Annotated in this window: 18 protein-coding genes; 12 read left to right on the top strand and 6 right to left on the bottom strand. The window is 42.8% G+C overall.

Annotated elements, in window-relative coordinates; genetic code table 11:
* Positions 1 to 58 precede the first annotated feature (58 nt).
* The 9 genes from HB364_RS08810 (at position 59) to HB364_RS08770 (ending at position 10,884) form a co-directional block, all read left to right on the top strand.
* On the top strand, positions 59 to 1,192 hold the full coding sequence (locus HB364_RS08810) for a DmpA family aminopeptidase (protein ID WP_167287516.1): 1,134 nt from the start codon (positions 59 to 61) through the stop codon (positions 1,190 to 1,192).
* Positions 1,192 to 2,016 (top strand): aminotransferase class IV, encoded by an 825-nt coding sequence (locus tag HB364_RS08805; protein ID WP_167287515.1) that lies wholly within the window; start codon positions 1,192 to 1,194, stop codon positions 2,014 to 2,016. The genes HB364_RS08810 and HB364_RS08805 overlap by 1 nt, the downstream gene beginning before the upstream one ends.
* 67 nt (positions 2,017 to 2,083) lie before the next feature.
* Positions 2,084 to 2,686, top strand: a complete 603-nt coding sequence (locus HB364_RS08800; protein ID WP_167287514.1) for a TetR/AcrR family transcriptional regulator — start codon at positions 2,084 to 2,086, stop codon at positions 2,684 to 2,686.
* Between the two features lie 72 nt (positions 2,687 to 2,758).
* A complete protein-coding gene (locus HB364_RS08795) occupies positions 2,759 to 3,499 on the top strand; it encodes an SDR family oxidoreductase (RefSeq protein ID WP_167287513.1) in 741 nt (246 codons plus the stop codon).
* A 159-nt stretch (positions 3,500 to 3,658) separates the two neighbouring features.
* Entirely contained in the window at positions 3,659 to 4,744 is a 1,086-nt protein-coding gene (locus HB364_RS08790) for a Gfo/Idh/MocA family protein (RefSeq protein ID WP_167287512.1), read from the top strand.
* A 66-nt stretch (positions 4,745 to 4,810) separates the two neighbouring features.
* On the top strand, positions 4,811 to 5,794 hold the full coding sequence (locus HB364_RS08785; RefSeq protein WP_167287511.1) for an ABC transporter ATP-binding protein: 984 nt from the start codon (positions 4,811 to 4,813) through the stop codon (positions 5,792 to 5,794).
* Positions 5,795 to 5,902: 108 nt separating this feature from the next.
* The gene (locus HB364_RS08780; RefSeq protein ID WP_167287510.1) at positions 5,903 to 7,009 is read left to right on the top strand and encodes a Gfo/Idh/MocA family protein; all 1,107 of its coding nucleotides are present in this window, start codon (positions 5,903 to 5,905) and stop codon (positions 7,007 to 7,009) included.
* Between the two features lie 262 nt (positions 7,010 to 7,271).
* Complete coding sequence (locus HB364_RS08775) at positions 7,272 to 8,366, top strand: helix-turn-helix domain-containing protein (protein WP_167287509.1); 1,095 nt, start codon at positions 7,272 to 7,274, stop codon at positions 8,364 to 8,366.
* A 121-nt stretch (positions 8,367 to 8,487) separates the two neighbouring features.
* Positions 8,488 to 10,884, top strand: coding sequence for a TonB-dependent receptor domain-containing protein (locus tag HB364_RS08770; RefSeq protein WP_167287508.1), 2,397 nt, complete (start codon positions 8,488 to 8,490; stop codon positions 10,882 to 10,884).
* 66 nt (positions 10,885 to 10,950) lie between these two features.
* Here HB364_RS08770 and HB364_RS08765 read toward each other — a convergent pair whose 3' ends face one another.
* Positions 10,951 to 14,109 carry a TonB-dependent receptor gene (locus HB364_RS08765; protein ID WP_167287507.1) on the bottom strand — a complete coding sequence of 1,053 codons (3,159 nt, stop codon included), beginning with the start codon at positions 14,107 to 14,109 and terminating at the stop codon, positions 10,951 to 10,953.
* 527 nt (positions 14,110 to 14,636) lie between these two features.
* Here HB364_RS08765 and HB364_RS08760 point away from each other — a divergent pair.
* On the top strand, positions 14,637 to 15,248 hold the full coding sequence (locus HB364_RS08760) for a peptidylprolyl isomerase (RefSeq protein ID WP_167287506.1): 612 nt from the start codon (positions 14,637 to 14,639) through the stop codon (positions 15,246 to 15,248).
* Between the two features lie 680 nt (positions 15,249 to 15,928).
* Here the strand turns inward: HB364_RS08760 and HB364_RS08755 are convergent.
* From HB364_RS08755 to HB364_RS08735, 5 genes are all read right to left on the bottom strand, one after another.
* Entirely contained in the window at positions 15,929 to 16,636 is a 708-nt protein-coding gene (locus tag HB364_RS08755; RefSeq protein WP_167287505.1) for a DUF6602 domain-containing protein, read from the bottom strand.
* Positions 16,636 to 17,484 carry an SIR2 family protein gene (locus HB364_RS08750; RefSeq protein WP_167287504.1) on the bottom strand — a complete coding sequence of 283 codons (849 nt, stop codon included), beginning with the start codon at positions 17,482 to 17,484 and terminating at the stop codon, positions 16,636 to 16,638. Before HB364_RS08750 ends, HB364_RS08755 begins: the two co-directional genes overlap by 1 nt.
* Complete coding sequence (locus HB364_RS08745) at positions 17,481 to 20,072, bottom strand: N-6 DNA methylase (protein ID WP_167287503.1); 2,592 nt, start codon at positions 20,070 to 20,072, stop codon at positions 17,481 to 17,483. Before HB364_RS08745 ends, HB364_RS08750 begins: the two co-directional genes overlap by 4 nt.
* Before the next feature lie 12 nt (positions 20,073 to 20,084).
* Positions 20,085 to 22,616 (bottom strand): DEAD/DEAH box helicase family protein, encoded by a 2,532-nt coding sequence (locus HB364_RS08740; RefSeq protein ID WP_167287502.1) that lies wholly within the window; start codon positions 22,614 to 22,616, stop codon positions 20,085 to 20,087.
* A 208-nt stretch (positions 22,617 to 22,824) separates the two neighbouring features.
* Positions 22,825 to 23,040, bottom strand: a complete 216-nt coding sequence (locus HB364_RS08735) for a helix-turn-helix domain-containing protein (protein ID WP_167287501.1) — start codon at positions 23,038 to 23,040, stop codon at positions 22,825 to 22,827.
* Positions 23,041 to 23,479: 439 nt separating this feature from the next.
* On the opposite strand from HB364_RS08735, the gene HB364_RS08730 reads away from it, so the two are divergent.
* Positions 23,480 to 23,851, top strand: coding sequence for a hypothetical protein (locus tag HB364_RS08730; RefSeq protein ID WP_167287500.1), 372 nt, complete (start codon positions 23,480 to 23,482; stop codon positions 23,849 to 23,851).
* A gap of 18 nt (positions 23,852 to 23,869) precedes the next feature.
* Positions 23,870 to 24,217: a hypothetical protein gene (locus HB364_RS08725; protein ID WP_167287499.1), complete on the top strand. Its 348-nt coding sequence runs from the start codon at positions 23,870 to 23,872 to the stop codon at positions 24,215 to 24,217.
* Positions 24,218 to 24,279 lie beyond the last annotated feature (62 nt).

Genomic DNA, 24,279 nt, shown 5'->3' with positions numbered 1-24,279 from the left:
TTGTATAAAGCGGTATCACTGACCTTTTCCCTAATTTTACTTTTATCATTTCTTATCTATGCTAAAGTTCCTGCTACCAGTTACCGTTCTTATATGCTGCATATTCACCAGCCATGCACAAAAACGGGCCCGTGATTATGGCATCCACATTGGCGTTATGAAGCCCGGCCAATGGAATGCCATTACAGATGTGCCTGGCATAAAGGTAGGACATACCACTCTTATCAAAGGTGATTCCATCCGAACGGGCGTAACCGCCATCCTTCCTTATGACGGCAATATTTTTCAGCAGAAGGTACCGGCAGCCATATACACCGGTAATGGGTTTGGCAAACTGGCAGGCACCACACAGGTGCAGGAATTGGGCAATCTCGAAACACCTGTTATCCTGACGAATACATTGAGCGTAGCCACTGCCATGAATGCAGTGATTGAGTATACCCTGCAGCAAAAAGGCAATGAAAATGTTCAGTCGGTGAATGCCGTGGTAGGTGAAACCAATGATGGCTGGCTGAACGATATACGCGGTCAGCATGTTTCTAAGAACGATGTACGCGCTGCGATACATCAGGCCAGTACAGGTGCGGTTAAAGAAGGCTGTATAGGGGCCGGTACAGGTACTGTATGCTTTGGATTCAAGGGCGGTATTGGAACCGCTTCCCGCGCTTTACCCGCCAGCCTGGGCGGTTATACTGTGGGGGTGCTGGTACAAACCAATTTTGGGGGTGTGCTTCAAATTGATGGCGCTCCCATAGGGGAAGAACTGGGTAAATTTTCTTTCAGCAACCAGTTGCTGAATAATGTGGACGGTTCCTGCATGATGGTAGTGGCCACCAATGCTCCCCTAGATGCACGCAACCTGCAGCGACTGGCCAAGCGGGCTTTTATGGGCCTGGCCAAAACCGGCGGCATCGCTTCCAATGGCAGTGGCGATTATGTGATCGCTTTTTCCACTGCCGACTCCATCCGTGTGCCGCACAATTATAAACAACCCTTACAACGGGTGAGCCTGCTGCACAATGACGAACTATCGCCGCTCTTTATGGCAGCTATTGAAGCTACAGAGGAAGCCATTATTAATTCCCTGCTCACCGCTACTTTTACCACCGGCTACAAAGGCCATGCTGTAGAAGCATTACCGATGGATAAGGTACTGCCCATATTAAGAAAATATAACCGCCTTCAGCAATAATGATGTACACTATTGTCAATAATGAGTTACTGCCCGCTGAGCAAGCTACCCTGCGGGTGAATGATCTTTCCATACAAAGAGGATATGGCATTTTCGATTTCTTTAAAACCCTGCATGGTAGGCCTGTTTTCCTGGAAGATCACCTCGACCGGTTTTACCAGTCGGCAGCGATCCTGCAACTGCCCGTGCATTATACACGGGATGCGCTTAAAGGCCTGTTCCGGCAATTAATGGAAAGGAACCACCTGCCGGATTCAGGTATCCGTATTACCCTCACCGGCGGCTATTCAACAGATGGTTATACATTGGCTACTCCCAACCTGGTGATCACCCAGCAACCCCTTCCTGCGAACCAGGGACTGCATGCCACCGGCATTCATCTTGCCACTTATGCGCATCAGCGGCAACTGCCTGCGGCCAAGAGCATTGATTACCTGATGGCCGTGTGGTTACAATCATTTGTACAACAGCAGCAGGCGCACGACGTGCTGTATCATCAACATAATGTTATTTCAGAATGCCCGCGTTCCAATGTTTTTATTGTTACTGCTGATGATAAGGTAATAACCCCGGGACATCATATTCTTAAAGGCGTTATCCGCAAGCAGGTACTGGCATTGGCAGCCAGCCGCTTTACTACGGAAGAAAAAAGCATTACGCTGCAGGACCTTTACCAGGCCAAAGAAGTATTTATTACCAGCACTACTAAAAATATCCTGCCGGTGGTGAAAGTAGACGGGCAGCCAATCGGTACAGGCGTCCCTGGTACGATAACCAGCTTACTGGCCGAAGACTTACGCAAAGTGATAGCCACCACATCTTAACAATTCTTTTTAAAAATAGGGCCCGGAATATTTGGCCGCACCATATACCGATCGGTATATTTGCAATATGAAGTTCACACCAAGATCAGAAGAGACCCGCCGGTTCATTATTGAGACCACTGCCGGCATATTCAATACCAAGGGGTATGCGGGCACTTCCATGTCTGACCTTACAGCCGCTACCCAACTTACCAAAGGCAGCATTTATGGCAATTTTGAGAATAAAGAAGAGGTAGCGCTGGCCGTATTTGATTACACCCTGGAACGCCGGGATAAGATAATAGCCGAACAACTGAGCAAAGCAAAGACGAATAAGGAGAAGCTGCTGGTCTTCGCCAATCTTTTCTGCAGCACCCAAAAGCAGCCTTTTATTGAAGGAGGCTGCCCCCTGCTGAATGCCGGGACAGAAGCCGATGATACTTTTGAGCCACTGCGGAAAAAGGTAGCCCGGGCAATTACGGATATGAAGAAAGACCTGGAAACCATTATTAATGACGGTATCGCTGCCAAAGAGTTCAGGAAAGATACCAATGCAGAAAAAACAGCCCTCACCATCATGGCCCTGGTAGAAGGTGGCCTGTTGCTGGGTAAAACAACGCATAAACCGGCTTACCTGGACATGGTACTGGAAACCGTAAAAGACGTGGTGAACAATATATCCGCTCCCTGAGCTCATTTTTTTTGACCCTACATATACCGATCGGTATATAATTATATACACCAAATTAAAAAAGATAACAAAATGAAACTTAGTAACAACACCGTATTGATCACCGGCGGCAGTGCCGGTATCGGCTTCGCTATAGCGAAACAACTGACAGAACATGGCAACCATGTTATTATTACCGGCCGGAATAAAGAGCGCCTGGAAAAGGCAGTAGCACAATTAACTAATGTAACAGGCATTGTATCGGATGTAGCCGATGAAAAGGATGTGCATGAACTGGTAGCAAGATTACAGAAAGACTTTCCCCAACTGAATGTAGTGATCAATAATGCGGGCCGGGCTTTTGTATATTCCCTGTCGGAAAAAGGGGTAGATTCTTATAGCAAAGCTTCTGAAGAATTCCATACCAATTATTTGTCTGTTGCCCGATTGAATGAACAACTGCTTCCCCTGTTGCAACAACAACCGACGGCAGCTATTGTGAATGTCACTTCCATCGTGGCGTTTGCACCCAATCATATCCTGTCGTCTTACAGCGCCAGCAAGGCAGCCCTGCACTCTTATTCCCAGTCATTGCGCATTGAGCTGGCTAAAAAGAGTAATGTAAAGGTGTTTGAGCTGATGCCTCCGCTGGTAAATACTGATTTCTCCCAGGATATTGGCGGCAGTAAAGGTATTCCTCCTTCCGCAGTAGCAGACGCCTTTATTGATGCCTTCCAAAAGGATGAATATGAAATCCATGTAGGCGGCACCGCCGATCTTTATAAATTGTATCTCTCTTCACCTGCCCAGGCTTTGGCAGCTTTGAACGGGTAAAGAAAACAGGAAGCCCATGCATTACCCATTATTATGGGTAGTGCACAGGCTTTTACACCTCACTTAACGGAAGCGAAAGGCCGGTTAATGAACAGCACTTTTAATTTAATGAGTATCCGGTTCCCCACTCCATCGCTAAAAAACATCTTATATTTAGGCATGCGAATCCTCCTCCTTTTTTTATTGGTAAGCTGTTGCTTCGCCACTATGGCACAACCGCTGAAGGTAGCCGTAGCAGGAACAGATCATGGACATGCTACCTGGATACTGGGCTATAAAGACAAAGCGCAAATACAGCTTGCTGGTGTGTATGAGAAAGATACGGCCCTGGCCAATCGTCAGGCCAAAAGATATGGCTTCTCCCCTGCCATTATTTATACTGACCTCGGCAAGATGCTCGATGCCGTAAAACCGGAAGCTGTACTTGCTTTTGGTTCTATTTATAGTCACCTGGAAGTAGTGGAAGCCTGTGCACCAAGAGGCATACATGTGATGGTGGAAAAGCCACTGGCGGTGAGCATGGCGCATGCCCGCCGCATGGACTCGCTGGCCCGCAAGTATCATATTTACCTGCTCACCAATTATGAAACAAGCTGGTATCCTTCCGTAGCCAAAACTTTCCAACTGGCACTGGACAGCAATTATACGGGACGCATCCGCAAAGCAGTGATCCATGACGGCCATTCAGGTCCCAAAGAGATAGGCTGCGGCCCTGAATTCCTTGCCTGGCTTACCGATCCTATATTGAATGGCGGTGGCGCCCTGGTGGATTTTGGTTGCTATGGCGCCAATCTGATGACACATCTTATGAAAGGACAGGAGCCCATTGCGGTAACGGCGGTTACCCGCCAATACAAACCTCAGATCTATCCTAAAGTGGAGGATGACGCTACGATTATTGTGGATTACCCCGACGCACAATGCATTATACAGGCGTCCTGGAACTGGCCCTATAACCGTAAGGATATGGAAGTGTATGGCGACAAAGGCTATATTTTTGCGCCCGACAGCAAAACACTAGTCGTAAGACAAGGCTCCCAGGTTATGACCCGGCAGGTAACTGCTCAAGATATTCCAGTATATGAAGATCCTTTCAAATACCTGGCCGATGTAATACACGGAAAAATTAAAGTAGCGCCGGATGGCCTCTATGCATTGCCCAATAATCTTACCGTGGTGAAGATCCTCGAAGCTGCCAAAGAATCGGCACGCACCGGTAAGAAAGTTCAATTATCGGCAAGATAACTGCCAGGTACTTGTCATCTCTTATAGTTATTTTTGACAACCGGGAGCAACACTCCCTTTTATGACATGCACCTATTAGAAGTATCCGGTATTTCCAAAAAAGACGAGCGGGGTTTTGAATTAAAGCAGATCAGCTTCCTACAGGAAAAGTTTCAGCAGATAGCCATTGCAGGAGAAACAGGTTCCGGTAAAAGCACCTTACTGAAGATCATTGCGGGCCTGGTGGAATCTGATGCCGGACAAGTATTGTTTGAGGGAAAGAAGATCCTGGGACCTGCAGATAAGCTGATACCCGGACATCCGGGTATTGTATACCTTTCCCAACATTTTGAACTGCCCAATAATTTGCGGGTAGAGCAGGTACTGGAATATGCCAACCTGCTATCCGATGAAGCGGCCGCCGCTTTGTATGAAGTATGCCAGATCAATCACCTGCTTAAAAGAAGAACGAATCAATTATCCGGCGGCGAAAAGCAACGGATCGCACTGGCCAAGCTACTGATCACTTCCCCACGGCTGTTATTACTGGATGAGCCTTTCTCCAATACAGATATGGTGCATAAGCAATTGCTCAAAACGATTATCCGGGATATTGGCGCTAAACTCAGGATCAGTTGTATGATGGTATCACACGATCCCCTCGATACACTTTCCTGGGCCGACCTGATACTGGTGATGAAAGATGGCGCAGTTATACAATCGGGAACACCACAAGAGATCTATCAGCAACCCACGAATGAATATGTAGCCGGCCTATTTGGCAATTATAACCTGCTGAACCATTCCCTGGCAACGATACTCCTGGGCCCGGCTATTTCCATGAAACATTCCGCCCATCTTTTTCTACGGCCTGAAGACCTGGTTGTTTCTTCCACGCAGGACCAGGGTGCGGCAGCTATTGTAAAAGCAGTACTTTATTATGGCAGTTATTACGAACTGACGGTGATGGTTGGAAAGCATAAGCTGTTTGTGAAGACAGCGGATGATGATTTTACAATTGGTGATACCATTTATATTACCGTACGGGCCGGAGAAATATGGTGTATGTAAATGTATACAGAACTTCTTCTTGCCAAAATCAGTTCATAAACAGCTATCTGTGGTTACTATGCCTAAGTCCTAATGGGTTAAATTGGTTTGCCATATAACCCATCTGTTATGAAAAAAATAATCAGCCGCCGTTCATTTCTTTCACAGCTATCAGCCGGTACAGCAACAGCAGTCATAGCCGGTCCGTTGGGTCTTTATGCCGGTGAGCGGCAAGACCGCAAACTGGGTGTAGCCCTAGTGGGACTGGGCAAATACAGTACCCGGCAATTGGGACCGGCTTTGCGCGAAACAAAGTTCTGCCGGCTGATGGGAGTAGTCACCGGCTCAAAGGAAAAAGGAGAACAATGGGCAAAAGATTATGGATTTCCTGTTAAAAACATATATAGTTATGATACGATGGCCCAACTGGCCAGCAATCCTGATATAGATATTGTATATGTTGTTACGCCCAACGGCCTGCATGCAGCACATGCCATTGCCGCCGCACAGGCAGGCAAACATGTTATCTGCGAAAAACCGATGGCCAATACGGTGGCAGAATGCGATAGCATCATAGCTGCCTGCCGGGCTGCCAAGGTGAAGCTTTCTGTAGGATACCGGCTCCATTTTGATCCTTATCATCAGGAATTGATGCGGCTGGCAAAAGAACAGGGCTTTGGCCCGATCACCAATATGACAGGCGACCGTGGTTTTGTGATGAGCACGAAAGTATGGCGTGCCGATAAAAAGCTGGCAGGCGGCGGACCTATTATGGACCTGGGTATTTATATTATTCAGGGAGCGTGTATGGCAGCCAATGGCGCAGCTCCCCTCGCAGTAACGGCGATCGCACATCCTACCACCCGACCAGATCTGTTTGTTGATGTGGAACAGGGAATGAGCTGGACGATGGAATTTCCCGGAGGAGCTATCTGCACGGCACAAACAAGTTATCAGCATAATTGCGATCGCTTCAAAGCGGCTTCCGCCAAGGGCTGGATTGAATTTAAGGAACATGCCTTTACTTACCGGGGCATGGTGGTGGAAACCAGTCGCGGACCGCTGAGCTTTACACCACCCAATCAGCAAGCTTTACAAATGGACGATTTTGCCAGGTGTGTATTATCCAACCGCGAGTCGCCCATACCGGGTGAAATAGGCCGTCGTGACCTGGTCATTATTGAGGCCATTTATAAAGCTGCCGCAACGGGACGACGCGTAGCGCTCAATATATAGCCAATCCGTTTATTTCGCGGGGATCTATTTCTTTTCCAGTATTTTTTTGGGATGGTATGCACTTCTTTTATTGACTGAATCTGCATAGTAAGGAATATCTTTTTCTGTGGTATATTGCTGTTAGGCATGTGCATATAGTGCACCTGTCAATAAAAGAAGGAGGAGGATCTTTCTCATAGATGCAAATTTTAGGAATAACAGGGTTTATTCCGCGTAATTTGTCTTAATTTTTCCCCCTCTGTCACCCTTTTTACAGGTATCCATGAGCATTGGTCAGCAAATATTGTTTTTTATTAGTTTGTTAGGGGCTTTTAATGGCTTTGTGCTGAGCATTTATCTTTTTGTAAGCAAAAGGATAAGGTCACTCACTACCCTCCTGCTGGGTGTACTGTTGCTGGCCATCAGTTTGCGGGTAGCCAAGTCTGTTTTTTTATTTTTCAATCACGAATTGGTACCCTATATCTATTTGCAGATAGGTTTGTCGGCCTGTTTCCTGATCGGCCCTGCGCTGTATTATTTTACGCGGTCGGCACTGCTGCAAGTTACCCGGCCGCCAGCTTCGTGGAAATGGACCTGGGGTATTTTGTTGGGTGTTTTAGTGGTGGTGGGTATTCTCATTCCTTACCAAACTTTTCCTTTGGCCTGGAACCGTATTATAGCTTATGTTATTTATGGGCAATGGACGCTGTATGTGATCGCTACGGGATTTTTACTGAAGGGGCTTTTAAAAACGCTTTTTACACAGCCATCCAGCCTGAAGAAAAGGGAAGTCTTCTGGCTATTGATATTCCTGAGTAACTTCATTTTTTTCCTTTCCTATCTGCTGGCCTTATGCGGAGTGGCCGTACTGGGCATCTGCCTGTATATCAGCGGGGCAGTTTTATTTTCTTTTATGTTATATCTTACTGTTTCCTTTTATTTATATGGCGCCAGGATGGAAAGGATATTGCAGGTACCTGAAGCAGAACAGCCCGGGAAACCTGAAAAAAGAAAGATAGCCGAAAGCGATGCCCTGGCATGGATAGAAAACCTGGAAAAGGCTATTGTGGATAAGGACCTGTACAAGGACCCCAACCTCAAACTAAGCGACCTGGCCCAAAAGATCAATATCTCCACCCACCAATTGTCGCAACTGCTGAATGAGAACCTGGGTAAAAGTTTTTCGACCTATATTAATGAATACCGGATCAGGGAAGCCTGTAAACTGATCACTACTGATGACCGCCTTACCCTGGAAGCGATCGGGTACGAAGTAGGTTACAACTCCAAATCCACTTTTTATACTGCTTTTAAGAAGGTGACAGATACCACACCCGCTCTTTTCAAGGAAAGCATGGAGAAAAATAATACTAAGTAAAGAACTGATTTCCTGCATTCCGCTATTATAAATCGTACGGTTTTATAAATCCGTACGCCGGATTTACAATGTGGTACCTTCCTAGTTTGCCCCCTTATTAGGTTTGCGAAAAATGTTGCAAATGCTGGTAAGGTCCTGTCTTATTTTTAGCCTGCTCCTGGGCGCTCATATAGCATCCCAGGCACAAATAGCTGTTAAAGGAAAGGTTGTAGATGGTAAAAATAGCCAGGGGATAGGCTTTGTTACTGTACGCCTGCTTTCCTCCCGGGATTCAATCCCCGTTAAGGAACAGGTAACCGATTCTACCGGCGTTTTTGAACTACGCAATATCCTAAACGGAAAATACCTCCTGTTGCTTTCTTCCCTGGGACACCAGGAATTGTATAGAGAGGTTTTGGTGGCAAATGCTGTTCAGGACATGTTGGACCTGGGTAATATACCCATGACTACTGACCCCGGCTTGCTGAATGAGGTAGTAGTGACCGGTGGAAAACCTGCTATTCAGCGTATGGCAGACAGGCTAGTGCTTAACGTGGCCGGCAACCGTTTTTTTAAAACAGCGACGAATGCCCTTGATGTATTTAGAAAGATACCCGGCCTGGAAGTGAGCGGCGATGGTGCGCTCCTATTGTCGGGGAGGATTACGCCGGCCGTATTTGTTGACGGCAAAGCGGTGCCCATGAGCCCGGAAGAATTACAAAATTACCTGACGAGCCTGTCACCCGATATGATAGAATCGGTGGAAGTGATTGCGAATCCCTCCGCACAATATGATGCTGAGCATAAGGCAATTATTGACATTAAATTAAAGCGGGACCGGACATTGGGTTGGAAAGGCAATGTGAGCACCAATATCCAGCAAAATGCTTATACGCTGGTGGAAAATAATCTCCTGCTCACCTATAAAACAAACAAGATCGCCTATACAGCCCGTTTGGGATATACAGTGGGCTCAAATATTTACCAGTACCGTGCCTTGCAGCATTTGGCCAATACCAATATCATGGCTACAAAAAACCGTCGATCAATGGATAACGATAATTTTAATTTCCAGTTGGGAGCAGATTATACTATTAAAAAAGACCAGCGTATCGAGATCTTGTTAAGGGCTTACCAGGTAAACCGGAAAATGCATGCCTACAATACACTTCATACTACCGATTCATCGGCCAAAAACATGGTTTCCCATACGAATACCCATAATTATTATGATCCGGAACAGGATAATTATGCTGTGAACCTGAATTATATGGCACGGATTGGCAAAACACAATTGCAATTCTTAAGCTCACTGGTGAATATCAGCAACCGGCAGCGGGAGGATATACAAACGAGGAATACACTTACCGGAGATTTACAGACTTATTGGAAAACTATTTTAAAGAATGATATTTTCATCCGTACGGCGCAGGTGGACCTTTCAGGGAATGCTGGTAAAGGGAAATGGAGTGTAGGCGGAAGGTTTGCTTTTACGACTACCTGGAATGACCTACGTTATGATACCTTGAATACCGGGAATAGTTTTGAGCTGGACAGCAGTCGCACGAATAGTTTTCGGTATGATGAGTATGTTACTGCCGGGTATGCTTCTTATGAAAGGAAATTCAAAAAGTTTACTATTATAGCAGGTTTGAGGGCTGAACACACGCATAGCACTGCCGATGCCGTTACCCTAAAAGAGGTAACGAACAGAGATTATTTAACCTGGCTGCCCAGTGTGAATGTAACTTATGCCATTAGTGAAAATCAACAGCTTCATTTTTCATATAGCCGCCGCATCACCCGCCCCGTTTTTGCCCAGCTTAATCCTTTCCGGTTTTATTTCAGTCCGCTCAATTACTGGGTAGGTAATCCTTATTTACTGCCTTCGAAAACGAATACCCTGAGTATTTCCTACTCCCAAAAGGCCTTTACTGTTTCTGTGAGTGCCGGCAGGGAAACAGATCCCATGACGCGCTATCCCGAGTATGACCCTGTTACGAATATTCTGCAATACCTGGGAAGAAACCTGCCTTACAATGATTTTGCCAGCATAGAAGTAAGCTTTCCGCTTACCGTTACAAAGTGGTGGAGAATGAGCCATACTATTGGCGGTTATTATTTAAAGGAACAAACACCCTACCATAACGTTACTTACGCGATACCTATCAAGCGACACATGGTGAATGGTAGCCACGTGTTTTCCCTTCCCAAAGGGTGCACGTTTGATATTTATTATAATTACCGTTACAACCAGGGTTCGGGTCTGTATATTATCAGGCCTATCGGTAATGTAGACCTGGGCCTGCAAAAAACATGGTTTAAAGGGAAGCTGAATTCCAAGTTCAATTTTTATGATGTTTTCAATACGTTTGAAGTACATTATATATTCCGCGAAAAAAGCATTATTAATAATCAATTGTGGCACTGGTTTGGCCAGAAAAAGGCGGCATTAACGTTGAGCTACAGTTTTGGAAAATCAACCCACAGTGCCAGGCAAAGCAAACAGAATGAAGAAGAGAACAGGGCCAGTATGTAACAGGCTCCCTGAATAAAAAAGGGTGTATCAGTATATGATACACCCTTTATACATATAGATGATTTTTTAGAAACTATACCTGACCCCTAACTGGAACTGGTAAGGATCACCTGAAGGCGTTACAACACCGGCAGTATTGACACCATAGTTGTAGCGCTGGTTTGTTCTATCAAAACTTTTGCTGTTATACAATGCCTGCGTGCTAAGGTTCTTATAAGCCCCCCATGTTTTATTGAGCAGGTTGGCCACGTTGAACAGGTCCATTGAAACCTCCAGACCCTGTTGCTTATTTTGAGAGAAAGAGAATTTTTTGCTGAGGCGCAGGTCGAAGACGCCATAGAAACCGTTAATGCCTCCATTTCTTTCTGCGATCTTTCCTGAGTATTTGGTAATATAATCTTTCAGGCTCGGGCTCGCACTGGGGTTATCCAGTATAGCCTGTAAACCCTTTTTAATAGCCTCTGGCGTAGCGCTCCCTTTCATATCAAAAATATAGGCCAGGTCATTGGTAGTCACAAAATCGGCATTGCTGTTTACGCCAGACAGAAGGCTATACCGGGTGCCACCAATACCAGAATAACGCACACCCATACTGAAACCCCATAAAGTAGGCGAGGTAGCATAGAATACTACTTTATGGCGAAACTGGTTATCGGAATAAGTAATGTTGCTTACGTCTCTCGGATCGTCCTTCACCGGTAAGGATAAAGTGGAGGTGTTGGCTACGTTACCATTATAGGAGATATTGTCTTTGGCATCATTCCAGGTATAGCTTACTGATACTTCTCCATCTTTATAGTATTGCCAGTTTGCATCCATTACCACCGCAAACTGGTTCACCTTTCCTGTACTGTTCAGTTCCAATACCCTGCCAAGTTTTTTACTGATACGGCCCTGTAACCAATCACCCTGACCATTGTCGGGCATTGATTCAAGCGGTACGTATACACCCCGGTTGTCTTCACTGGTAAGCCTGAAGAGGGGCTCTTTGGACATGTTTCTATCTACGTAGAGGTAATTGTTCCTTCCGAGGGTCATGTAGCCGGTAACACCCACTTTTAACCGTTCCGTGATAAAGCGCGTATAGGAGATATTGGCTTTGTACACAACGGGTATTTTAACATCAGGTCCGTTGGTATTGATGGTAGGCACCTGGAATGCGGCCAGCGTAGGTGTCAAAGCAGGGTTATTGCGGAAAGCCACGAAGTCGGGCGTTGGGATATTCGGAGCTCTTACATCAACAGTGCCATAATGCTTACCATCAAAGGTGAGGTTATTAATAATCATGTAATTATTAATATCGGAAGCAAATACACCGGCGCCGGCGCGGATATAATCCGTATGTTTTTCATTTACATCCCAGGTAAGTTGAAAACGCGGCTGTACAATGAATGACTGCAGTTTATTATCCGTACGCAGTCCCAGTTCATCATACACCAGTTGATTAAACGGCGAAGTAGGGTAATGTGAATAATCGAGGCGAAGCCCTACGGTAACGTCTACTCCTTTGGCCAGTTTGGTTTGCAATTGCCCATAAGCGCCGAGGTTGTAAATACTGGAAGTTACGCTAGGATCTGCCATCAGCGGTACTTCCCTGAAAAAACGATAAGGCGTATTGTTCAGGAAGTTCCTGATACTGTCGTAATGGTAACGGCCATTTACTTCACTGCCATACAGTGACCGGGCGCGGGTGTACATGAAGTCAACGCCAAAGGTATACCTGATGGTATTGGTGTTGTAATAGAGATTATTAACGAGCTGGAATACATTGTTCTTAAACCATTCCTGGGCAAAACGATGACCGCCTATCTGAATATTGGTAGTACGGTTAGCTCCTCCAATAGAAGAAACTGAACGCTCAACAATAGCTCTTGGAATATTTTGCTTCGGCAATGCATCGCCGGGTTCACTGCTCTGGTAAGTATACAGGTGCTGTACCTTCAGTTCATTGGTCAATTTTGAATTAATGGCAGAGCGGAGGGTAACCAGGAAGCTATTATCGAAGTTGAAGTCATTACCGGTAGATTCATATAAATTGATGGCGGTATTATCTACAAGACCCAGCTTGTTCACATCATTGGTGAGGTTGTTGCGGATGGTAAGCAGGTTTTTCCTGTTGATCTGCCAGTCCAGGCGCAGAAAAGCAGCATCTGAATTACGTTTTTTATCAAATGATCCATACTGCGGTTGTGTTTTGGAAACACCATATTGATCACGCGCGATCATGACTACAGAATCAAGTGTTGTCCTGGTCACATTGAACCGGGTTTCATCTGCGGCCGACCGTACATCGGCAATAACCAGCGAACGCAGATCTTGCTGGTGGTCCCAGGCTACAAAGAAATGCAGCTTGTCTTTAATGATCGGCCCCCCCAATGAAAAGCCGTATTGGTAAGTAGAATAATCATTGTTCCTTTTATTACCCCTGATATCATAAGGGCTGGAGAGCCAGTTGGCCCGGCCGAAACCAAATACAGAACCGCTGAGCGTATTGGTGCCCGATTTGGTAACTGCACTCACGGTACCGCCGCCACTGCGGCCATAGGTTACATCATATTGGTTGGTCACCACTTTAAACTCCCGTACAGCTTCAATGGATATACTATAAGGAGCTCCACTGCGGCTGGTAGTAGCGCCTGCAGAGGTAGGGTTTTTAGCATTCATACCATCAATGGTATAGTTGGTGGAAGAGCCCAACTGACCGGATATATTACCGCCCCTGCTTAAGGGAGAAAGGTCCATTAAGGTAGTGAAGTTGCGCCCATTCACAGGCATTTTGGTCATTAACCGGGAAGAGATGGCAGTGGCAGCGCCAATGTTCTCAATTTTCCCTTTAGTCCGATTGGAAGAAGCCGTTACGGTTACCGCACCGATCTCTGTGGCACTATTGACCAGCTCAAAGTTGACCGTAACCACATCACCCTGGCTGAGCATGTAACCTGGCTTTTTTTGTTCGCCGTATCCAACAAAAGTAACCTGCACATAATAAGGTCCTCCCAGCGGAAGCTCTTTAAACACATAATCACCTTTTGCATTGGTTACTGTGGTAGAAGTAAAACCTGTAGATTCATTTTTGATGAGCACACTTGCATTGGCTAATGGCTTGTTCTCTGTGTCGGTTATTTTCCCGATAAAAGAAGCCTGTGTTGTTTGCGACCAGGCATTGGTGGTACAAAGGATAAGACATAGCACGAACGTACTTACAAATAGTAGTTGTTTTGGCATTTTCCCGTATTTGCGGCCAAAAGTAACAGCCCAGTGTTTCCTGAATGTTAAATTAGTATATCTATTACGTTGTAGTTCACCCTATATGCTTCAACCTAAATTGCTGATAACAGTTATAGCACCTGATAGTACATCCCTAAGAAATATAAAAAGCCGCTGCAGGAAATATTATTAACAAAGTAACGATGAGGTGTGTTTAGCTGTTACGGGCGTACCCGTGGCGGTTCGACCGATCAGGGATATTTTGCCGGGATGGGCCAACGTTGCTAGGGCAAAAGCCGTAAATTGCCAGGAGAGCCTATATTTTAGTACTCCTCCATACAACGCAACCGATAAAATCCGTGTCTTATAGGTCTTAATTAACTATTTGATAGTTATGCAATTATTTAACATTTTATTTCACAATATCCGGTAGCCTGACCAATGACAATATTATGAAAAAATAGTATCTTCAAAAAGCATGGTTATCATTGAATTAACCAGCTAAGGATAAAGTTATTCAAGAGAACAGATTAAAAATAATAAATATGAAAAATAGCCTTTGGGGTTTATTGATGCTCTTTTCAGCACCGGTTTTTGCACAGCCATCCGTTATTGACGAGTTCAAAAAGATTAATACGCTTGATCAGGCACAGAAGTATGTTGATGCCCATCCGGAATTGAAGCCGGCCATACTTCGCCTCTCTGCCGGGAAAGATTCAGCCCTTATAGACAAGCGGTTATTGCGACAAAAAAAGGGGGATGTTTTTTCTGTAGGTTATGTTACTTATAAGGTAATAGAGTCTGAAGAATCCGTTAAATACCGGGCCCAGTATATTTTCCTGGACGGAGGATCATTATCCAGTTCCCAGGTTGACAGCCTGAAAAAGCTTATTGTACAAAAGGCCAATTCGGGGGCCCCGTTTGAGAAACTCTCTGATGAGTATACGATGGATGGTAATACCACCCGTGGGGATACAGACTGGTTTTTTGGAGAACTGATGTTTCCCAAAGAGTTCCAGGATGCAGTAGCCGCCCATAAGAAGGGAGAGATCTTTTTCGTGGATGTATCGGAGAAGCAATGGCACTATATCATCAAGAAAACCTACGATGATGATTTGAGAAAAGATATTGTGGTGTTGAGGGCGAATGGAAGGTAAAAGATAAAAGTCAGGCCGCTCATGCGGCCTGATTCATTAAATGGAACTGGTTAATATTTTCTTTTATTAACAAGCTTTACTTCCCGATACAGAATGTGGGAACGATTGATTACCAATATCAAACTTGTCTGAAGGAAGTAAATATGGTGATTAGGGGTTATTTTCTGGAAAAAAAATTTTGAAAATCATTTCACCTTTTTCCTCTCCAATATACCACCCTCCTACATCACGCTTATTAATGGAACTATTAATCAGAGGGTCTCAGGTTCAAACCCTGAAGGATGAGCTTAAAAATCAACAACTTAGAAGGTCGCGTCAGCGGCCTTTTTTGTTTTTGGCAGCAATTTGCTAGCGGGTTGACGAAGAGCTTTGACACTTATTTAAAGAAAGAGAATACCTTGTCCAACGTTATTCTATAATTGCAAATTCTGTCAGGCTAAATCTTTTAGAAATACTTTTCAATACTCACAGCTTACCGTTTGTCGGCAGGTCGCCGTAGTTTTTTCAAGTACATGTTTGACTGAATCAATCTCAAGTGTAAGGTTGGCAACAATGCGTTTAACCTCACTGGCCGCCATAACGCCATATTTAGCCTTCCAATTGTAAATGGTACCAAGCATTAATTTAAGTATTGGCTTGTTCGGATTGGCAATTTATGTGTCTGTGAAGGATTATGTTTTTTATCTTATTAATAAACTCCTTACTAGTCCAACAAGGTTTCTGATTACAGGGTCGTGTGTCCCTTTGAAATACCTTGCATCCAATTCAAGTCCTTTTCTCATGAATAGTTGGTTTCGTCCTTGCATTTCTAAGCCTTCTTCTATTTCCTCCTCTTCAACTTTGTCAAGCAGCAGAATAAAGTCAATGTATGGATAGAAAATTGGCGATGGTTCTTTTACTGAATCAAAATAGGTTTTGGTGTCCAAATCAAAATCATACCCGCAACGCTTCATTATTGTTTTCTTTTCTATTTCGGATTTGTAGGCAAACATTCCGCAAATAATGTTGGGATTCGCTGTTTTTATTCTTTGAGCTTCAACGTTCAGCTCGTTTAGGTATGTCCCTGTCAAAGTGCTTTTAACTTCAACAATCATTAAACAGTCTTCTGGGTTTACAATTACATTGCCTCTATTACCTAAATCAATAATTTCTGCAAACTCTTTTACCAATAGTATGTCCGCTTGTCCGCTTTGGTCAACTTTATCAAGGTTAATGAACCCTCTTTTCAAAAATGCTTGACAGTTTTGAATTGACTTTGTGAGATACTGAATGATAAAATCTTCTCTTACTTCTCCTCTGGTTAGGGTGTGTTTAATAATCTCGGACACTTCATGTTGAGCAAGCAAAAGATTTTGGCTGTAGTGATGATATTGTTCAAATGATTCCATTAGCCGTATAACTCTGAATAGTCATTGATTAATCTTGTTTCTACTCCCAAGTTTTTCATGAGATTATTTATGGCAGGGGCAGGAGTTCCCTTTGAGATGTAGTAAACTTCCATTGGCCCGTTGTAAATATTCAAATACTTTCTTCTCTCAATTAATAACCATCTTAGAAATACTTCGTCTATGCCATAGCCTAAGCCAAAAATGACAATAGGTAAATTAAACCAGACATGCAACCAAGTTTGATGACCTTGCCAATATTCTTGTCTCTTACCGTTAAAAAGACGGTCGTCACCATTATGGATAAGTTTTCTTGCCCTTTCAGCACTACCCATATAATCAGTGAGGCCTAAACGAATGCTGTCTTTATAGCGAACGTCACCGTGTATTTTCCATATCCCGAAACCATCGGTTGGCAAAGTCAATTGTTGATGTCCGTAGTAAGTTTTCCAGGGGTAAAATCGTGTAAAACCTTTTGAATCTATGTGAAACAATTGTGCATTAATTGATTTCTCAAATGATTCATCAAAATTTGTAGTTAGAACAGGGGAATTGTGCATTCTCGCAAGCTCCATTAGTCTGCGATGAATATCAAGATTGAAAGTTGGCAATAGTTCCAGTTTGATTTTTACCCGTTCTTTAACGTCATGACCGTTTTCTGAATGCAGTTCCACCAAATCATAAACCTCAGTATTAGTTAAACCATCTACTTGAAAAGCAATTGGTCGGTCAGCAGCAGAAGTTAAAAGGTCTTTCCAAGAAGGCATAATATTGGCAGCCAAGTTTGGACCGTTGCCAATCAAAAAGGCAACTCGTGGATGTTGTTCTATTATGTTTTGTAATTCTATCATAATGTTTCTCCCCAAACTTTCGCAATCTTATCCTTTATCTTCTGCTCAAATATTTCGATAAGTTGTTTATTGGCATTTACTAAATCTTGCTCCTTATTAAGCCTATTCGCTATTTCTATTTGAATTTCTCTAGGCGGAATAGGAACTTCGATATCATTAAGTATTCCTTGTGATAGGTTTCTAATATTGGCTCCTTGTCCTACTGTTTTCATAAGTTTACTATGGAAATCAGACTTTAATAGATAGCCGATAAATAATGGCTCGATATCAAATTGGAGCCTACACCTTATCGTAAACCCTGAAAATGATATTCTTTCATTTACCTCTGGAATTACAACACTTCTGCCAACTAAATCTTTGTTTCCATTTGACCTGACAAATAAGATATCACCCTTTTGAAGTAAATAATTATCATTTAGATTTTCATTAATCTGAACTACTTCTAAGTCTTCGAGTGGTGCAATGAGATGATTTTTAAAGTTACCTACCCCAAATACTTTAATTAATTCACCTGATGATGATTTTGTGAAGTTTAATCCATTTTTGAATTCAGAAATGTCTCCCATCTTTTTTAATCCCCAATTGGGGTCAATATCAATTTTGGGTTTGTAGTTAGCTACTACGGCTTTGGCGCCATCAATGATTTTTTGGTAGTCTTCAATTTCAGCAACTATTTCTTCCTGAATGGATAAGGGAGGAAGGGGAATTTGAAGGTCACGAATAATAGTTTGCGAAATATTTGGTTGAGCTCCACCACCGCTTAGGGAAATCAAATAGTCTTTCTGAGACTTCAATATCAAGTAAAGATATTCTGGTATAGCTTTGTCATTGGGGAGTATTCCGCATACTGCTTGGTTAGTGCTAGCCTCAAATTTTAAAATACCAACTTGACCTGCGGTAGCTCCATACATGGCGACTAAGACAGTATTAATAGGGAATATTTTAGCAGATGAGTTTTTCAATCCTTCTTCAGTAATATATAGCTCTGAAGAAGTTATAAACCCTTGAGCAACCTCACCACTTCTTAGCCAAGGAATATTTCCATTTTTGTAATACTCTTCTTTGTCTTTTAAAGGTGTTCCACCTGATGATGTTTTAAAAACATCACCGATTTTAACAATATCAAAGGCAGTTCCTGATAAATCTTGGATTGTTTTATACCTTTCCCCACTCAAATTAAAATCCCTATTCTTCGCTATTTCCGCTTTCGGAACAAGGTGAGCAATGGACGTTTCTTCAAATTCTCCCGTTTCGAAAAATTTTTGGGTAACTTTTATCGCTTCTTCTAACTGCCCCCCTTTCACGGCTGTTCGTTGTGCCCCCAAATTATAACCATCATTGTCAATTTTGATAAACAAGATTTCCTCCCGCTTTTTAGCCACTTCTTTATCCATCAGTAAAATGGAAGTTTTTACCCCACTATAAGGATTAAAAACACCTGCGGGCAGACTCACTACCGCATACAAATGGTTTTCCACCAGCATTTTACGAAGGTCTTTGTAAGCGGTTCCACTCTGGAAAATGATGCCTTCGGGAACAATGATACCCGCCTTACCCCTGGGGTTTAAGTGTTCAGCTATGTAATCTACGAACAGCACTTCACTTCTGTTGCTACTGATGGTGAACTTCTTGTGTGGCCTTATCCCACCTTTAGGACTCATAAAAGGCGGGTTTGCCAACACCACATCGAAACTTTCCCGCCAACGTTCTTCGCTGCTGAGCGTGTCGTATTCGTGAATTTTGGGTGTGTTGAACCCGTGCAAATACAAATTCACCAAACTTAATCGCACCATATCAGGCGAAATATCATAGCCCACAAAATTTTGGATCAGTTTTTTTCTATCGTCGGGCGTTAATTGATCACCCAGATTATTGAAGGGCTTATTTTGGAGTTTGTTGTACTCGTAAATATTCAATCCCTGCCTATTGTCTTTTGAGTATTTGAGCAGAATATGTTTGTAGGCGGAAATCAAAAATCCTGCTGTTCCACAAGCCGGGTCAAGAATCGTGTCAGTTTTATCAGGGTCAATAATAGCGACTAAAAAATCAATGATGTGTCTTGGTGTTCTGAATTGCCCTGCATCACCTTGAGAACCCATTACAGAAAGCAAATACTCAAATGCATCCCCCAATTTCTCGCTGTGGGTGTATTCAAATTCGCCAATGGTTTTTAGAAACAGTTTTAAAGTTTCAGGGTCTCGATAGGGTAAATAGGCATTATTGAAAATGTCCCGAAACAATTGAGGAATGTTTGGGTTTTTCTCCATGCCCTCAATAGCTTCCGAATAAAGTGTGAGCATTTCGATAGCTGTCACTTTGGGGTGCATCAACTTATCCCATGCGTATTTGCTGAATTCAACGACTTTGTCCTTTGAGCTGTTATTTGGAAACTCAGGGTCTGGCACTTTGTAATCAGAAAAGAACTTTGCTTGACCGCCCAATTCAACCGCTTCTTTGTCCATGTCATCCATGAACTTGTAAATCAAGCCAATGGTGATTTGCTCAATCTGTGCTTTGGGGTCCGGAAGTTTTCCTACCAAAATATCTCTGCAATCGTCTATTCTCCTTTTTGTCTGTGTATCTAACATATATTCCTTTGGTTAAGCAGCGAACCGCTCTAAATTGATGTAATCTTTGATGTAAACAGGGATCACTTCCCTGTACTTATTAGTAACAGCCTTGAATTGTGAAATGGTAAGCGTTGGATGCGTTTGCAAGGCATGGAAATCTTTGGTTTCAATGATTTTCCGAATATCTTGGTCAACTATGTACGCCTTAAAAAAGTATTTCAACGCTCTTAGGTTTACATCTTCTTCCGGTGGGTAGATAGAAATAAACTTGTCGAACTCTTCCTCCAACAATTCGTCTTTGGATTTAAATTTTGGGATGATACCAAAAATTTTTTCTACTACTTCACGAATGGAAACCTTGCGGTCGATTTTGGCAGCTTTTCTGATTTTTTCGAGATTGAAGTATTCCCATGGCTTGTCGAAGATCTCTTGTTGAATGTGGCTAGCCACTTGTTCCCAATTTCCGAGCTCCACATTCTTTTTAATGATGTCGTCCATGATAATACGGTTTTCAAACTTTTTGAAAAGTTCTCTGTCAATCCGCATACCTTCTGGGCCAATTGGCTCCTCAACCAAACTCAATAATGGGTCGGGTTGATAAGTAGTGTATTTTTTTTTAATATCAACACCACCAATTCCGCCTCCACCGTTTCCTTTTTGGGGTTGGGGTAGTTTTAGTTTTTCATCATAGTCAAACTTTTCTTCGAAGTATTCGCAATTGGCAAAAAAGTCGAACAGTTTAAATATTTCCTTGTCGTGACGAATGATTTCTTCTTCGTTCAGTTCGTTTTTGAATTTGTATTCAAAAGTGTTTTTGCGTGTTCCTCTACCTTTAATCTGCACAAAATCAGCAGGACTAAAAATCGGTCTCATCATGCAGATATTCAATAAATCAGAACAATCATAACCAGTTGTCATCATGCCAACGGTCACACAAATCCTTGTTTTACATGATTTGTAACCTTCCAGCCAGGTGGTCTTTCCGCTAAGGTTGTTATTGGTAAAATTAATGGTCATTTGTTGCGCATCACCTACCTGAGAAGTTACTTGTACTGCAAAGTCGGAATTGTACTTGCCAGGGAAAAGTTGCTCCGCAAATTCATTTAATTGTTCTGTCAGCTTGCGAGCATGGTTTTGACTTACCGCGAAAATGATTGTTTTACCAATTTCGTTTGTGATTGGGTCACGCAAAGCATTTTCTAAAAAGGTTTGGCAAAAGATGCTGTTTGTGTTTTCGGAGAAAAATTTCTTTTCAAAATCACGAGAAACAAATGTTTCCGTTTCTTCTCCTTCTTCGGTTGGAACAACAACTGCATAACCTTCATCAGAGAGTAATTGAGTAGTGATTTCTGTTCTGGCATCTAAAACCTTGGGATTAATCAAATAGCCATCTTTAACACCATCAATTAAAGAATAACGGAAAGTTGGGTCGCCACCCTCACAACCGAAGGTTGAGTAGGTGTCTCGCAACATTCTCCGTTCAATTTCTCTTGGGTCGTTTTCTTTTACTTTGTCAGGGTCAACACCTTTCAAGTAGTCTTTTGGTGTAGCGGTTAATCCCAGTTTGTATCCGTGGAAATATTCAAAAACGGCTCTCGCATTTCCTGAAATAGATCGGTGTGCTTCATCAGAAATTATAAGGTCAAAGTCAGTCGGTGAAAAATCATATCGGTATTTATCATTGTGCATCACTGACTGAATAGTCGTAACCATAATGTCGCATTTTCGCCAGTCGCTTTTGTGTTCCTTGAAAATAAAAGTCGTGTAATCAGGCTTCAAATATTCTGTAAATGCTTTCCAAGCCTGGTCTTCCAATTCCAATCGGTCAACCAAAAACAAAACACGCCTTGCGTTTTGTGTCCTTAAAAACAATCTGATAACAGCCGCAGAGGTCAAGGTTTTTCCCGTTCCAGTAGCCATTTCAAATAGGAATCTTTCTTTACCTTCCGTAACTGCACTCTGTAAAGCCTGTATCGCTTTTAATTGGTAATGCCTTAAAAATCTAAGTCCGTTTGACCAGATAAAATCCTTACTTGCTTCAACGCTTCCGTTCCATTCAGGTCTTTCCGCAAGGTCAGGCATCTGAACTTTAACAATATAGTCAACATCCACTTCTTCGTTTGCTAGAGAATTTCTGTCAGGACTCCAATTTTTGATCGCTCCAATTTCTTCGGGAGAAGGAAATTTATAAATCGGTTTTGGATTTCCCTTTGTCGTGTCCCAGAAGTAGTGAACAATACCGTTGGAAAGAATTACATATCTGGCACCAACTGTCTTGGCGTATTTTCTTGCCTGTTCTTTTGCTACTAAAGGATGAAGGCTCTCCTTTTTTGCTTCAAGAACACAAATCGGTTTATTGTCACTGTCAATCAGCAAAAAGTCCAGAGAACCATTTTTTGTTTTTTCATAGTCGTTTCCCCATGCGTCAATTTCTTGTTGCGTAATCTTCGCATGATTTTCAAGCAGAATGTTTGCTTTTCCTTCCTCATTGTCAAAGAACCTCCATCCCGCCTCTGTTAGTAGTTGGTTTATTTTAATTCTTGCATGAGCTTCATTTTTCATTTTTCTGTCTATATATGTCGAGCGTTGGCAAAATTGAAACACCTAATGACACTTAGAGCCTCCTAACTTTATCTTTTAAGATCCAGGTGCACATTTGGAATAATTACATTGCTATAACTAGAATATGCTTATACGCGGAATACAACTGCGAATGTCAGGTAATGGTGGCACTGTAAATTATGCCGATATTTATTACTCGATTTGATACCTATTCTTCCAACTTCAAGTCTCCGCACATCGCTTCAAGTAGATCGCACGGTTTTACGTCAACGGCCAACGCAATTAAGTACAACTCCTCAGCTCTCAAATGACTTCTGTCATGTAAAGTAAGTTCATTCATTCTTGCCCTTGATAAACCAGTTTTGCGGGCTACTTCAGATTTATTCACTGATTTCTGAGCCAGATACACACCCAGTTTAGTCATTGATTGTTAAGATTTTCTATAATAATTGAAGGAATAAAAGTAAAAAAGTGTGGAAATACTTACAATCAGTTTGTTAAATTGTAGGAATAGGCATAAATTGTGTTGGATATTCTATAATTTTTGACCGACAAACCATCGCCCATCATTTATGAAATGGAATAGCTCATAGTGCAAAACAATAATTTGCGGGCTTAAATATTAAAGCGCATTTGCTTTATTCTCGTTCTGGAAATCTACGACCTTTCGGTACGACGAGTAGATAAGGTGAATCGCTCACGTTTTCCTTTATATCTTTAAAGGCTAGGCGTGGGCGTCCTTATTTCGTCGTCAGGGTGTCGTAGCCCTTCCAGAACGGTAAGGACTAACCCACGTCTTTCTTTTTGTTTATCCTCAATAGTCCTTACCACCAAACCTGTTTTCCCACCTTTATTGTTTGGTCATGAGCCGAAAGGACAAGGAAGAAATGGACCTGATTATTAATTCCTTCTATCATCCCAGTAAGAAATCCCTATTTAAGCGCATGGCCGGTGGTGACAAAGCCGCTTTTGATCACTACTATGATATGTATATAAATAACACGTATCGGGCAGTGCGTCATCTTCCCCGCCTGGACGATGAAACTTTCCTCACAGTCACAGATGTAACAGCTGAAGTTTTTGCCGATGCCTGTCGGCAGAAAGCCTTATTTAACTTTCCCAAAGTTGCGGAAGCCTTTCTATTTCTTACTACGCTAAAATTGACGGCAATCCATCTTGAGCGGCTGGGTCGTCATGACCGAATCCGCCAACTCCAAAAAATCATCCAACTCTAATGTTCAAATACTTTCGCTATGAAAAAGAAAAGCTCAAAAGCTTCACCTTCGAAAAAGACCCACAAAAAAGAAAAACAACAGAGAAAAAGACCGGAACAACTCTTGCTGCTTAGTGAGGAAGAACAAAAACAACCTGTTAAAGTATTGGATGCCTTCTTTGACTGTTATCATCTAAAAGACTTGCGGGAAGTGTTATGGGACTGGTTGGTCGCAGCACTGGGTACTGACAGTGGTATCTATGACCGTGGGCGGGAACGCAGTAACTTGATCTTCCTCTACAAGCAAATTGAATTACTATATGAAGCCGCTTATGTGATTCATAAGATACAGTCAGTACAAAAAAACGACCGAAAGAAAAAGAAGTAACCAGTTTCTTTTAATTAAACTATCCTCTATGCTTACCCATATTAATAAAGAACAACTTGAAC

The sequence above is a fragment of the Paraflavitalea devenefica genome, assembly GCF_011759375.1.
GTDB classification, from domain to species: domain Bacteria; phylum Bacteroidota; class Bacteroidia; order Chitinophagales; family Chitinophagaceae; genus Paraflavitalea; species Paraflavitalea devenefica.
Note: the sequence above shows the minus strand (reverse complement) of the source record. Positions and strands in the feature narration are given on the sequence as shown.

Excerpts from the sequence above, each read along its gene's own strand:
- HB364_RS08810 (WP_167287516.1), top strand. The coding sequence starts at position 59 with ATGCTAAAGTTCCTGCTACCAGTTACCGTTCTTATATGCTGCATATTC.
- HB364_RS08805 (WP_167287515.1), top strand. The coding sequence starts at position 1,192 with ATGATGTACACTATTGTCAATAATGAGTTACTGCCCGCTGAGCAAGCT.
- HB364_RS08800 (WP_167287514.1), top strand. The coding sequence starts at position 2,084 with ATGAAGTTCACACCAAGATCAGAAGAGACCCGCCGGTTCATTATTGAG.
- HB364_RS08795 (WP_167287513.1), top strand. The coding sequence starts at position 2,759 with ATGAAACTTAGTAACAACACCGTATTGATCACCGGCGGCAGTGCCGGT.
- HB364_RS08790 (WP_167287512.1), top strand. The coding sequence starts at position 3,659 with ATGCGAATCCTCCTCCTTTTTTTATTGGTAAGCTGTTGCTTCGCCACT.
- HB364_RS08785 (WP_167287511.1), top strand. The coding sequence starts at position 4,811 with ATGCACCTATTAGAAGTATCCGGTATTTCCAAAAAAGACGAGCGGGGT.
- HB364_RS08780 (WP_167287510.1), top strand. The coding sequence starts at position 5,903 with ATGAAAAAAATAATCAGCCGCCGTTCATTTCTTTCACAGCTATCAGCC.
- HB364_RS08775 (WP_167287509.1), top strand. The coding sequence starts at position 7,272 with ATGAGCATTGGTCAGCAAATATTGTTTTTTATTAGTTTGTTAGGGGCT.
- HB364_RS08770 (WP_167287508.1), top strand. The coding sequence starts at position 8,488 with ATGCTGGTAAGGTCCTGTCTTATTTTTAGCCTGCTCCTGGGCGCTCAT.
- HB364_RS08765 (WP_167287507.1), bottom strand. The coding sequence starts at position 14,109 with ATGCCAAAACAACTACTATTTGTAAGTACGTTCGTGCTATGTCTTATC.
- HB364_RS08760 (WP_167287506.1), top strand. The coding sequence starts at position 14,637 with ATGAAAAATAGCCTTTGGGGTTTATTGATGCTCTTTTCAGCACCGGTT.
- HB364_RS08755 (WP_167287505.1), bottom strand. The coding sequence starts at position 16,636 with ATGGAATCATTTGAACAATATCATCACTACAGCCAAAATCTTTTGCTT.
- HB364_RS08750 (WP_167287504.1), bottom strand. The coding sequence starts at position 17,484 with ATGATAGAATTACAAAACATAATAGAACAACATCCACGAGTTGCCTTT.
- HB364_RS08745 (WP_167287503.1), bottom strand. The coding sequence starts at position 20,072 with ATGTTAGATACACAGACAAAAAGGAGAATAGACGATTGCAGAGATATT.
- HB364_RS08740 (WP_167287502.1), bottom strand. The coding sequence starts at position 22,616 with ATGAAAAATGAAGCTCATGCAAGAATTAAAATAAACCAACTACTAACA.
- HB364_RS08735 (WP_167287501.1), bottom strand. The coding sequence starts at position 23,040 with ATGACTAAACTGGGTGTGTATCTGGCTCAGAAATCAGTGAATAAATCT.
- HB364_RS08730 (WP_167287500.1), top strand. The coding sequence starts at position 23,480 with ATGAGCCGAAAGGACAAGGAAGAAATGGACCTGATTATTAATTCCTTC.
- HB364_RS08725 (WP_167287499.1), top strand. The coding sequence starts at position 23,870 with ATGAAAAAGAAAAGCTCAAAAGCTTCACCTTCGAAAAAGACCCACAAA.